Below are 12,394 nucleotides of genomic sequence, written 5' to 3'. Positions count from 1 at the left end.
GATAAAGTGAAACTTTAATCAGTGGGAGTTTTACTGCCCGTTAATGCGGGATAAAACCTTTTATTTTAGGGGGACACTTTATGAAAAGATTTTTTAAGACGTTACTACAATTTGTAGTTCTTTCAATTGCACTACATTTGTTATTTGATATCGTTGGCTGGCTTGTTTTCAATGCGCCAATTAAAAACAAACAAATCTTTATTTCCTTTATAACAGCCTCATGGCTTATGTACATGTACAGAGATAAATTTTTTAAAGCATTTACTTCGAATTAACTTAAACTAAGAAAACACTTCATCGATAAAAGATGAAGTGTTTTCCTTTTCTCTCTATTTACTACTGTATAATAAAATTAATATTCTGTCTTTAAAAGAAAGGAGTCACTATGAACTTAAAAAGTAACAATATCTATGAGAAAATGAACCAATATTCTGTTGCAGGGTTAAGCTTTGCCGTTATACGTGACGGTAAACTTGATGAAGCTACTGCTTTCGGAACACTTGAATCTGGAACAACTAGAACTGTCACTACGAATTCCATATTCAATTCTTGTTCTATTAGCAAATTCATCACTTCAATGCTTGTACTAACGTTATCAGATCAAGGAATCGTACATTTAGATGAAGACGTAAATGATAGACTCACATCTTGGAACATCCCTACCAATCTATTTACTTCACAGAAAAAAGTAACGCTGCGAAACTTATTAAGTCACCAATCTGGAATCATTGATCCTCCCAATAGTTTTGAACATTATACACTTGCACAAGAACTACCTAAAATGGATGAGCTCCTTGCTGGTAAAACATTATATTGCCCAGTACCTATAGAAGTAACTTATGCACCAGAAAGCCAATTCCACTACTCTGACGCAAATTTTTGTATTATCGAACAACTACTTGAAAATATTACTGGGAAATCGTTCAACCTTTTACTTGAAGAATTTATTTTTCAGCCACTACAAATGAAAAATAGTACACTCTTCTCTCCCGAAGACATAGATAAAACCGATGCTTTTGCTTGCGGGCATAATAAAGATGGAACTGTAACAAATGAGAAGTATCCATTTTATCCATTCGCAGCAGCTTCAGGCGTTTGGACAACACCAACTGACTTATCAACTTTAATTATTGAGATCATTCAGTCCTTACAGGGAAATAGCAAACTGAAACTTTCTCAAAAAACTGTACAAGATATGATTTCTCCTCAAGGATGCACCAACTGGACTGGGTTAGGTGTTTTTCTAGAGTATTCTAATGAAGACTTACAAATTCATTCACTTGGCTGGGGTGTTGGATTTCAATGTATGATGGTATGTAATCCATACCGAGGTAATAGCGCTGTTATTATGACGAACTCGGATTTAGGTGTTCATCAAAAGGATGGGATTATTGGTGAGATTTTAAAATTGTTATCCTTATAATTAACGAAGTAAAACAAAGAAAGAAGCTGATTCTCCCAGCTTCTTTCTTTATATAACATTTTTCACCACAATTTTAATATGTTCTGGTGCGATAATTTCCGTTATACTTTCTTGGAAATCTTCATGCAGCAGTTCTTCAATATGTTCTAACTGCACTTCGACATGTGTGCATTCTAAATTATGTATGTTTAATAGTGCATAATGATCTTTCTTCTTAATTACTAAATATTGATTTTCTTCTGTTATGAGTACAGAACCTAATCGTATTCCTAGTAGACGTTGATCATCAAACTTCACAATCTGTTCCCCTTCCCAACTGTGAATGTAATTACTATACAAAAAAGATATTTTAAGGAAATCAATCTTATATAGACTATATCATACTTTACTAAAATATAAAGTGAAACTTTAATCAGAGGGACTTTTGTCCCTCTGATTATTAGCCCTCACCAATCGAGCTTTTACGGGCAGTTGATCTCTCACCTAACTTCCTCGCATGTGCCGAATTTTGAGGTGGGGGATCTTACTGCCCGTTAATGCGGGATAAATATCATATTTTCTTTCAATAGAAATCCCCGTTTTTTTATATATTTCGATACAAAAAACTTTCTCAACAAAAAAATATAATTTTCAGTTTTTTATTTCATGAAAATCTATTATACTAAAGCTAATAAACGTTTGAAATGTTTGACCTCTCCTAATTCATGTACATATGGATGATCAGTAGCTGTTGCTACTGATCTATTTTTTGATTTCAGAAAGCAAATACACCGCATCCTTTCCTACACCACAAATAAGCGCAGAACCCCTTTGAGATTGCCACGGCAGTCCAATATAATACAATCCTCTTACTGGACTCATTCCCTTTGTATGATTAGGAAATCCATTCATATTCACTGCCTTTTCTATTTCAATCCATTTATAATCTTGAACAAAACCAGTTGACCATATAATACTTTGTGCACTATACGTGCCACCATTCTGAAACATAATATTATTTCCTGATGCACTTACCACTTTTCCCTGTAGTTTTATTGCTCCACTACGAATAAGTTCCTTACCTTCAAAACCAAAAATGGGATCCTTTCGCTTCTGAAACCATTTTCCCCTCTTGGTATTTACTTCAGCATACAATAAACCTAATTTTTCTAACCAATTAAAAATGCTTTTTCTAAAAAGATGTAACGGTAAAAATGTTAATGGATGACTGATAGACATTTTTACTTCATGAATTTTTGCAAGTTCTACTGCGATTTGCATTCCTGAATTCCCGCCACCTACTACTAGTACTTTCCCCTTAGAAATTTGTAATGGTGATTTATATTGTGATGAATGTATTTGAAAAATATGTGATGAAAGATGTTGTGAAAATGAGGGGATGAATGGTTGCTGAAAACCACCTGATGCGATAATAACTTTTTTCGATTGTAAAATTTCTGTAGGAGTGTGTAATTCAAATATTTCTTTCTCTTTTCTTATTTTTAAAACTTGAGTCTGTAATTGTACCGGCAATTGAAAATACCTTGCATATTCTTCTAAATAAATTGCAATTTCATCTTTACATGGAAATCCACTCCCTTCTCCTTTTAATATCATACCTGGTAAACTACTATATTCCCTTGGTGTGAAGAGCTGCAAAGAATCATAGCGGTCTCTCCAAGAATCGCCAATTCGGTTTCCCGCCTCAAGTAATAAGAAACTATATCCTCCCTGCTTCAAGTAGTATCCTATTGTTAATCCAGCTTGACCAGCTCCAATAATAATTAGGTCTTTCACTCTAATCCCTCCTCCTCTTATATATGAATACATGTTCACACATTCATATGTTTCCATAACCATAACATTTTATTTTTCTATAATTCAACATCTACATAAAATAAAAAGAGGAGTTTACTATAAAGTAAAACTCCTCTTCATTCTACCTTTCCAGTCTTTAGCGCTTGTGCCCAGTCCTGCCTTTCCTGTTGAACAGCTAACCCAGCTGCTTCTTCCCAATTATAAGGAACTGAAATTTGTTCAATTATCCATTCTCCCAAATTTTTTTCTATCACTACATATTTTGCGTGCGGAGTTCCTGACTCCATTTTATGCAAAACGGGTAATTCATCTTTGTATGCAGGAAGTCCTACACTCCCTGGATTTATAATGATTTTTCCGTTCGCTAAATAAACAACTCTAGGAATATGCGTATGACCACATACTATTATTTTTTGTTCTATATTTTGGAGTTGATCCATTATATTTTTTTCACTCTTTAATACTGCACCATTCTCGTCCATCTCTTCTAATAAATACACCTCATCTGAAGTTGGCGTACCATGACAAAATAAAATATCGTCTACAATAAATTGGGAAGGATGTTGTTTTAACCAATCTATATGATTTTTTGTTAATTGATTTTGGACAAAAGTTAGTGTAGCAGACTGCTCTTGTATAGGTTCCCAAAGCATGCGATCACAATTACCCTTAATATGTATCATCTCGTTACTCATTAATATTTCAATTGCCCCTAAAGGATCTAACGGCCCATACACACTATCACCTGAATTTATTATCATTTCGACCTTACGACGTGTAATATCTTTTAATACCGATTTTAAAGCGTGACTATTCCCATGAATATCTGAAATTATCGCTATTTTCATCTAAATCCCCACTTTAATATATTATTTATATCTCTCCTATTTATAAACATCCGCAGCCAATTCCCTCAAAACTTCTACATTCACAACTTCAAAACAACCATTACTTTTCTTGATTATCTCTTTATCACAAAAGGTATTCAATGTACGTAATAAATGCCGATAACTCGTTCCTAACAATTCAGCTGTTTCCGTTAAATTCCCACTAAATACAATTCGATTCCCGTGCTGAACAGCGCGTTCTCCTGCTGCTAATATGTAACTCGCGAGTCTATTTTCAAGTGGATATAGTAAATTAATTGTACTATTTTTTGAAAGACGATTTAATTTATGGGCTAAAGAACCGCAAATACATCTTAAAAATTTCGCATCATGAAATAATTGGTTTCTCACTTTCCCTAAAGGCAAACCAACACAATAAGAATCTGCCATGACTTGTACGTTTGAAGCAATCTTTTGAGAATGGATTAACTCAACATCTCCTAGTAACTGCAAACTATCATAAAAACATAATAATACGGATTTCCCGTTACTTAACGTATTAAACGCTTTCGCTTTTCCTTCAACAAAAAAATATAAATAGTCTATCTCTTCGTTTTCTCTGCAAATGAACTCATTCTTTTTAAAAAATATAAGTTCCATATATGGTCTCATATCACTACTAAAAAATGAATCAATATTATTTTGTTTCATATACTCTGCTAATTTATTAGAATTACATACTTTCTTCATAGTCCCCCACCTTTACAACTACTCCCATTGTAATCAAAATTTCCTTCTTCCACTATGACATATGTCATAGTAATACACAATTTCAGCATGATACAGTCATTACAAACATGAAATATAAAGGGGATATTACATTGTATAACTTTCTTTCTGTCTTTATTGGTATGCTTATTGCCATTATGCTCCCATTGAATGGGATTTTATCTGAGTCGACTGGCAATTATACAGCGAGTGTTATCATTCATCTTGTCGGTTTAATAGCAGTCATTTTCGTTTTAATCATTAACAAAAATAAAATCCATTTTGATAAAGGTATTCCACTTTATTTATATAGTGCCGGAGCCATTGGAGTTTTCACAGTACTTTTTAGCAATATAAGCTTCTCCGCTCTTGGTGCTTCTATTACCATTGCATTAAGCCTACTCGGTCAATCCATTGCTTCTATTATTATTGATCATTTCGGTTTATTAGGAATGAAAGTTGCAAAGTTTGAAAAGAAAAAACTAATTGGATTATTGTTCATTTCTTCTGGAATTATAGTCATGACAATTTATTAATGGAGGCAAGAAAATGTTATATATTTGTATCGCTATTTTAACTGGTGTTTCTATCGTTGTCGCTAGAATTATTAACGCGAATTTAGCAAAGGAAATTGGCAATTGGGAAGGTACATTTTTCAATTATATTACTGGATTATTTTTCTCCGCGCTATTTTTAATTTTCAGTTCAGATTCATTTTATATTCCAATTCATACGTTGCAATCCATTCCTATCGCTGTATACTTAGGCGGATTAGTAGGCGTTATCGTCATTCCATTATCAAACTATATTACTCCTAAAATATCTGCATTTTATTTAACATTACTCATCTTTATCGGACAATTATTTGCGGGGGCTATCATTGATTTCTTCCTGTCAAACGAACTCTCAATCGGCAAAATTATCGGTGGTATTTTCGTATTAATTGGGCTTACTTACAATTTACTCGTTGATCGTCCTATAAAAACCGTGAAGCATAATCACGTTCAACTATAATACTTTACGCTTACCTATCATATATTAATAGAAAAGCTCTTCACATGAAGTAATAGAGAGGAGAATATCCTATTAAAAAAGTCATTTTACTGCTAGGTAGCGCATTCATTTTTTTTGGAATCATATGGTTTTTAAACTCTGGAAAATCTATTCAAGATTTCTATACAGCAAGCAAACCAAAGAAGAAAGCTACTATTATTTCAACTCAAAGAGACCCAAATGCACCTCCTGTCTTTTTAGGAAAACAGGAAATAAAAGATATACATGTAGAGTCAATTAAAACAAAAAAATCTATCTTCCTTACAAAAACAGATGAATTAAAAACATTCATTAACAGTATGGATACAGCAAAAAAAGGCGATTTAACGCTAGATGAAGAAGGTTCTGATTTAGTAGATTGTAACATGTGGATTACTTTCCAAGATGGAACTTATAAACAATATTTAATTTGGATAGTAGATAACAACAGTAGTGAAGTCATGATTGCCCAGCAAAACTCTCCTGATGACGTAGATCTTACTTATTATCAATTAAATGAAGGTAATTCGAAAAAAGTATATAACTTATTTAAAAAGGTTATTTAATAGAAAAAGTCATGAGCTAATAGGCCCATGACTTTTTCTACTTATATATATTCTGGAAACACTTTACAGCTCTTTTCCTGCTCCATATCATGACCAAAGAAAACAATGGGGTTCTCTTTCATCACAACTTCTTTTAAACGTTTAATTGAAGATAAAGCTAATTCCGAATCAAATCCAGCGAACGGCACTTCATCTTCAAAATTTTCTTTCGTATAAGATGCATCAATCGTTAATAACACAGGACCGGATTTTTCAGTCTCAATTAATAGCGACTGATGCCCTGGAGTATGGCCCGGTGTAGACAATAATTGAACTCCTGGTACGACTTCATAATCGCCTTCAACGATTTTATAGTTCAAATGCGGCAATATACACTCTTTCAAATATTCTTCCCTATGCTGCGCCGCCTCATATTCAGCACGCTGCACAATGATTGGTGTATTTGTAAAAGCGCCATTTCCTCCCGCATGATCAAAATGCAAATGAGAGCTAATAATATAAAGAAGGTCGTCCGGCTCATATCCAACGCGTTTTAAAATATTCACGATTCTATCTTCTTCCGTCATTTTCGGTAAAATCTGGCCTTCAACAAATGTACCGTTAAAAAGACCTTCGTTATTAACCGCACTTTCTGGCATACCTGTATCTACTAAAATAGGCCCCTCTTCTGTCTCCAACAAATAGCACCATACAGGTAAATTCAATAAATTTCCTGGTGTGAGCGTACTATTAACAGAAGAATGATCTAACATACAACGACCTGCTGGGACGAAATAAAGCTTCTTTACTGTCATTATGTATCCACCTTTACATTTAGTTTTGAATAAAACAATACAGTAAAGAATTCCTCTTGTTAGAAATAAATCCCTTCTCACTTTTCATTGTTTCAACTATTATCTTTTCAATTGTTCACAACGAATTTTGGGCATAAAATAACCGACTACCTACATGTCGAGAAAAGGAGTCGGCTATTTTTCTTGTTTATTATTCATTTACAGGCTCTTATATGCGGCGAGCAAGGATTATAAAAGATAATATACTATTTTATTTCACTGTAATACTTCCGTTATGTGTGTTTAATTTAATTTGATTTTCTCCCTTCCCAATAACGGCATTTCCATTATATTTATTCAGGATATTCGCTTTTCCATTGTCGACAGAGACATTAAATTGAACATTAGTTGGTTCTTTTTCAGTTTCAATATTAATCTTGCCATTGTGAGTCGTAAAATTGAGATTTCGATCAAGTTCATTTGTTTTAAGAGTAAGACTTCCATTCTTAGATTGCCCCTCTATTTCACCTTCAACATGATCTAGCATTATTCGTCCATTATTCGATTTCACATGAATATTTTGCGCCATTATATCTTTAAAGTCCATAATTCCATTGTTTGCTTCCGCAATAACTTTTTGCGAATTGATCTCTCTTAATTCAACACGCCCATTGCTTGTATTGATATTAAAATGTGTTACGTTTAGTTTTTTGGCAGAAACATAGCCATTATTATTGGAAACTTTTAATGAATCATATTGCTTTTCAGGCAAATAAACATTTAATGTTAATGGCGCCAATACTTCGGAAATGTCGAAGTTAAACCATCTCTGTTGTTTTTCTTTGTATGAAATAAGAAGCGTCGAATCTTTCTCATCCGTAGCTAATGTTCTTTTTACGTTAGGATTAACTTCGCCATCTAATTTTACTTTCATGTTACTATCTGTTGTAGAATTGATGTTAACACGAACATTATTCGTATCGATAATGACGCTTGACACATTATTATTGTTAATGACCTTTTCTTCTGAAATTGGTACTGCAGCAATTGAACGAAAAGTGAGTAGACTTCCTATAATACCAATAATGAAAATAATACCTGCAATGATTGAAAGACTCTTTTTATTTATCATGCTTCAAACCACCTTTTACTAGTGCTATATTAAACTTTAAATAACGAACAAATCCATTCTTTGCTAGCTTCGTTAAAAATAACATAGCAATTACAATGAAATATCCAAGTCCACAAAGTGCTAAAGAAACGAAAAGATTAAATAGCAAGAATGTATTTGGATGTATAATAGTATCAACTAGAACAAGTAATGGTGAACCTAAAAATGAGATTCCTAGAACCCATCCTGAAAAAATCAATGCCGCTAATGTAATTGCAGGTCCAAGCACGATTAACAAATTGAAAAAACCTAATCCAATTACTGCCCAAATTGCCCGAAAAACATTTCCTGTTGTTGTACTTGCTGTTACTTTCTCAATATGATAATCTGCTAATAACTCTTTGGCGATTTGAGCTGGAGAACCTAATGAGGCTACAATTTCTTCTTCACTTTTCCCTTCCTCTAATCCGAAAGTAAAATGTTCTTCATAATCTTTTAAAATATCTGCACGCTCTTTTTCAGATAATCTTTTTAGAGATGCATTTAATTGTTGTAAAAATTTATTTTTCGTCATTACGTACACCTTCTTTTATTAATTGATTGACACCTTGTGAAAACTCATTCCATTCCTCCAAAAGTTGATACAAATACGTTCTACCTTTATCCGTCAGTTTATAATACTTCCTTGAAGGCCCTTCTGAAGACTCCTGTAAATACGTTGTAAAATATTCTTCTTTAGTTAATCTACGAAGTAGCGGATAAACAGACCCTTCTGATATTTCAATTTGATTGGAAATACTTCGAACTAATTCATACCCATAACGGTCTTGCTTATCAAGTAAGACAAGAACACAGAGTTCTAAAACTCCTTTTTTAAATTGTACATTCAATGTTCATTCACCCTATTCTAATTGGCATCTACTACTGTTTATTGTTTAGTACTGTTTTATAATAAGTAACTACATCTATAATATAACACTCGGTATTGTTCATTGCAAGGTACACTGGAAAAATAAGTATACCTTTCATCCGACGCCTATAAAATCAAAACGATGGCTCCTCTCCAGTTACAAAGTTCTAAATTAGGCTGAAACAAGCCTTTAACAAAATGGAAAGGACTCAACTTTTTTACATAATGACACTTTACCTACTATAATAAAAGAGAAAAACTCTTACTTTAATGGAGGGAATACAAATGAAAGCAATTGGTTTACATGAATACTTACCTATTGAAGAAGAAAACAGTTTAATTGATATTGAAGTTGAAAGACCTGTTGCCACAGGAAGAGATATACTCGTTAAAATTAACGCAATTTCCGTTAATCCAGTTGATACAAAAGTCCGATCCCCGAAGGATAAAAAAGAAGATGCAGCGAAAATACTTGGCTGGGATGCTAGTGGTGTTGTTATGCAAACTGGCGAAGGTTGTACATTATTTAAAGAAGGCGATGAAGTGTTTTACGCTGGAAGCATTACGAGACAAGGTACATACAGTGAATACCATCTAGTTGATGAAAGAGTCGTTGGTAAAAAACCAAAAACGTTGAGTGATGCTGAAGCTGCAGCACTTCCTTTAACAGCCATTACCGCATGGGAAGGTTTATTCGAACGTTTAGGCATTGATTATAATAAAAAAGATACGAACTCATTTGAAAATATTTTAATTATCGGCGGAGCTGGTGGTGTTGGCTCGATTGCTATTCAGTTAGCTAAATGGGCTGGACTAAACGTAATCGCAACCGCATCCCGCAACGAAACCATACACTGGGTTGAAAAATTCGGTGCCGATTATATCGTTAATCATCACCAACCTTTAAAAGATCAAATATTAGAGTTTGGGCTAAAAGATGTAGATTATATCTTCTGCTTAAACAATACAGATCAACATTGGCATGCAATGTGTGACCTCATTAAACCACAAGGGAAAATTTGCTCTATTGTAGAAAATGAGCATCCTCTTGAGATGGGGGTTTTAAAAAGTAAAAGTGCCACACTCGTTTGGGAGTTTATGTTTACAAAAGCGATGTATGAAACGGGTGATATGATTACGCAGCACGAATTATTAAACAAAGTGAGCGAATTATTAGATGAAGGTATCCTTCATACAACTTTAAACGATACGTTAACACCGATTAATGCAGAAAACCTTAGAAAGGCACATGCATTACTTGAGGGTGGACGTACAATTGGGAAGATTGTATTAGAAAAATTTTAATAAAAAAGTCCGATTTCTAAATAAGAAATCGGACTTTTTTATTACCTTTATTTACTTGAAATCTCTTGATCATTTTGAACGTCTAACGGAACACGCTTCCCTATTCCGAAAGCATAGAAACTAATTGTTACGATAGCTAAGAAAACAATACCTACAATTAGTGAAATACGAGTATCATCGTTAAACCACATTCCGATTAATACCATAATTAAAAAGGCAATTGTTAAATAGTTTGTAACAGGAGCAAATGGCATTTTGAATGGATGATCTTTCATCTCTGCTCCCTTTTCTTTTCTAAAACGGATTTGACTAATTAAAATGACAAACCATGGTACCATACCAGGAAGTACACTTGCACTATATACATATACGAATAAGTTTTTCGGTGCAATGTAGCTTAAAACAACACCCACCGCTAAACCGATAATTACGCCAACTGTACCGAATAAAGGTACACCATTTTTAGAAATTTTTGCAAAATATTTCGGTGCTTGTCCATTTACACCTAATGTATAAAGCATACGTCCAGCACTATAAATACCACTGTTACAACCAGACATTGCGGCTGTAATAACAACGAAGTTAATAAGTCCAGCAGCTGCCGTAATACCGACCTTCGCAAAAGTCGCTACGAACGGGCTACCAATTGAACTTAATTGATCCCAAGGATAAACAGTTACAATTACGAAAATAGCACCAATATAGAAAATTAGAATACGCCAAATTGTACTTTGAATTGCTCTTGTAAGTGTCTTCTTCGGATCTTTCGCTTCACCAGCAGTAATCCCGATTAATTCCACACCTTGATATGCCCCAACTACAAGTGATAGCGCAAAGAAAAATCCTGAAAAACCACCTGTGAAGAAACCACCATTTTTCCATAGATTAGATATACCAATTGCTTCTCCTCCGTTCCCAATTCCGAAGAAAATGAGACCGAATCCGGCAATAATCATTAATAAAATCGTAACGATTTTAATCATTGCAAACCAAAATTCAAATTCACCAAATGACTTAACCGAAATTAAGTTAGCAGCACCAAGAATAACCATTGCGATAATACCAGGTATCCAAGCTGGTAAATCCGGGAACCAATATTTCATATATGCCCCAACTGCGATAATCTCTGACATCCCAACGATAACCCACTGGAACCAGTTACTCCAGGCCGTCATATAACCAGCTAGCGGATGAATATACTTGTGGCCAAATGTCGCAAATGAACCTGTGCTTGGCTCCATATACAACATTTCTCCCATGGCACGCATAATGAAGAAGATAAAAATACCTGCAATTGCATAAGCAAGCATTACTGACGGACCTGTCCATTTAATCGTGCTGGCTGACCCCATAAACAAACCAACACCAATTGTTCCGCCTAAAGCAATCATTTGAATATGACGTGCTTCTAAACCTCGTTTCAATTCTTTGTTTGCCACTTCATTTCCCCCTCTTAGATGATTCATAGCCACATTTAAAGTAAGATGTTTTCCCCTAATTCCTCTTTGGCTTGAAAATGATGAAACAAACGTCATTTTAGACTAACTTTAAAGCTATCCTAAAATCTTATTCTGCCTCTTATAAAATCCCCAAAACCTCTCATCTTCCTATTTTCTATAAAACTTAAAATTGCTTACTTCATATTAATTCATTTATCTGAAAAGTTCAATTATTTTTTCAGTAAATTATTATATATTAGTTTGATTAATTTTTAACTAAATTAACAATAAAATACATCTATTCAATATGATTCTAGTATTAATATTATTACAATATAAATAACCGAGGAGAAAATATCCACCTCGGTTATTTATCACATACACATTAATGTGTATTGTTTATAATACACTTTTCCACCATTTAAATGAAATTCTTTTCTATT

15 protein-coding genes are annotated in these 12,394 nt (G+C 33.7%); 6 read left to right on the top strand and 9 right to left on the bottom strand.

Annotated elements, in window-relative coordinates; translation table 11 throughout:
- Positions 1-80 precede the first annotated feature (80 nt).
- Positions 81-275, top strand: coding sequence for a hypothetical protein (locus tag ABH960_RS08210; RefSeq protein ID WP_002087600.1), 195 nt, complete (start codon positions 81-83; stop codon positions 273-275).
- A gap of 110 nt (positions 276-385) precedes the next feature.
- Entirely contained in the window at positions 386-1,423 is a 1,038-nt protein-coding gene (locus tag ABH960_RS08205) for a serine hydrolase domain-containing protein (RefSeq protein WP_404444267.1), read from the top strand.
- Between the two features lie 48 nt (positions 1,424-1,471).
- Here ABH960_RS08205 and ABH960_RS08200 read toward each other — a convergent pair whose 3' ends face one another.
- The 4 genes from ABH960_RS08200 to yeiL form a co-directional block, all read right to left on the bottom strand.
- Entirely contained in the window at positions 1,472-1,720 is a 249-nt protein-coding gene (locus ABH960_RS08200; RefSeq protein ID WP_002087603.1) for a hypothetical protein, read from the bottom strand.
- Positions 1,721-2,164: 444 nt separating this feature from the next.
- Positions 2,165-3,199 (bottom strand): flavin-containing monooxygenase, encoded by a 1,035-nt coding sequence (locus ABH960_RS08195; RefSeq protein ID WP_404444264.1) that lies wholly within the window; start codon positions 3,197-3,199, stop codon positions 2,165-2,167.
- Positions 3,200-3,336: 137 nt separating this feature from the next.
- On the bottom strand, positions 3,337-4,068 hold the full coding sequence (locus tag ABH960_RS08190; protein ID WP_404444261.1) for a metallophosphoesterase family protein: 732 nt from the start codon (positions 4,066-4,068) through the stop codon (positions 3,337-3,339).
- Positions 4,069-4,104: 36 nt separating this feature from the next.
- A complete protein-coding gene (gene yeiL / locus ABH960_RS08185) occupies positions 4,105-4,797 on the bottom strand; it encodes a transcriptional regulator YeiL (RefSeq protein ID WP_404444258.1) in 693 nt (230 codons plus the stop codon).
- Between the two features lie 107 nt (positions 4,798-4,904).
- Here yeiL and ABH960_RS08180 point away from each other — a divergent pair, with 107 nt between their 5' ends.
- From ABH960_RS08180 to ABH960_RS08170, 3 genes are all read left to right on the top strand, one after another.
- On the top strand, positions 4,905-5,351 hold the full coding sequence (locus ABH960_RS08180; RefSeq protein ID WP_404444255.1) for a DMT family transporter: 447 nt from the start codon (positions 4,905-4,907) through the stop codon (positions 5,349-5,351).
- 13 nt (positions 5,352-5,364) lie between these two features.
- A complete protein-coding gene (locus ABH960_RS08175; RefSeq protein WP_404444252.1) occupies positions 5,365-5,829 on the top strand; it encodes a DMT family transporter in 465 nt (154 codons plus the stop codon).
- Positions 5,830-5,918: 89 nt separating this feature from the next.
- The gene (locus tag ABH960_RS08170) at positions 5,919-6,413 is read left to right on the top strand and encodes a hypothetical protein (RefSeq protein WP_404444333.1); all 495 of its coding nucleotides are present in this window, start codon (positions 5,919-5,921) and stop codon (positions 6,411-6,413) included.
- Positions 6,414-6,454: 41 nt separating this feature from the next.
- Here ABH960_RS08170 and aiiA read toward each other — a convergent pair whose 3' ends face one another.
- The 4 genes from aiiA to ABH960_RS08150 form a co-directional block, all read right to left on the bottom strand.
- Positions 6,455-7,207 carry a quorum-quenching N-acyl homoserine lactonase AiiA gene (gene aiiA / locus ABH960_RS08165; protein ID WP_404444249.1) on the bottom strand — a complete coding sequence of 251 codons (753 nt, stop codon included), beginning with the start codon at positions 7,205-7,207 and terminating at the stop codon, positions 6,455-6,457.
- 250 nt (positions 7,208-7,457) lie between these two features.
- On the bottom strand, positions 7,458-8,318 hold the full coding sequence (locus ABH960_RS08160; RefSeq protein WP_404444246.1) for a DUF4097 family beta strand repeat-containing protein: 861 nt from the start codon (positions 8,316-8,318) through the stop codon (positions 7,458-7,460).
- Positions 8,308-8,871: an HAAS signaling domain-containing protein gene (locus ABH960_RS08155; protein ID WP_404444243.1), complete on the bottom strand. Its 564-nt coding sequence runs from the start codon at positions 8,869-8,871 to the stop codon at positions 8,308-8,310. Before ABH960_RS08155 ends, ABH960_RS08160 begins: the two co-directional genes overlap by 11 nt.
- A complete protein-coding gene (locus tag ABH960_RS08150) occupies positions 8,858-9,187 on the bottom strand; it encodes a PadR family transcriptional regulator (RefSeq protein WP_002137567.1) in 330 nt (109 codons plus the stop codon). Before ABH960_RS08150 ends, ABH960_RS08155 begins: the two co-directional genes overlap by 14 nt.
- A gap of 305 nt (positions 9,188-9,492) precedes the next feature.
- Between ABH960_RS08150 and ABH960_RS08145 the strand changes: the two genes are divergently transcribed.
- Positions 9,493-10,512, top strand: coding sequence for a zinc-binding alcohol dehydrogenase family protein (locus ABH960_RS08145; RefSeq protein WP_404444240.1), 1,020 nt, complete (start codon positions 9,493-9,495; stop codon positions 10,510-10,512).
- Positions 10,513-10,559: 47 nt separating this feature from the next.
- Here the strand turns inward: ABH960_RS08145 and ABH960_RS08140 are convergent, their stop codons facing one another.
- On the bottom strand, positions 10,560-11,951 hold the full coding sequence (locus ABH960_RS08140) for an amino acid permease (RefSeq protein ID WP_404444237.1): 1,392 nt from the start codon (positions 11,949-11,951) through the stop codon (positions 10,560-10,562).
- Positions 11,952-12,394 lie beyond the last annotated feature (443 nt).

This window comes from Bacillus sp. RC252, from assembly GCF_044909215.1.
Classification (GTDB): domain Bacteria; phylum Bacillota; class Bacilli; order Bacillales; family Bacillaceae_G; genus Bacillus_A; species Bacillus_A mycoides.
The sequence above is the reverse complement of the archived record's forward strand: the minus strand, read 5'-3'. Positions and strand labels throughout refer to the sequence as shown.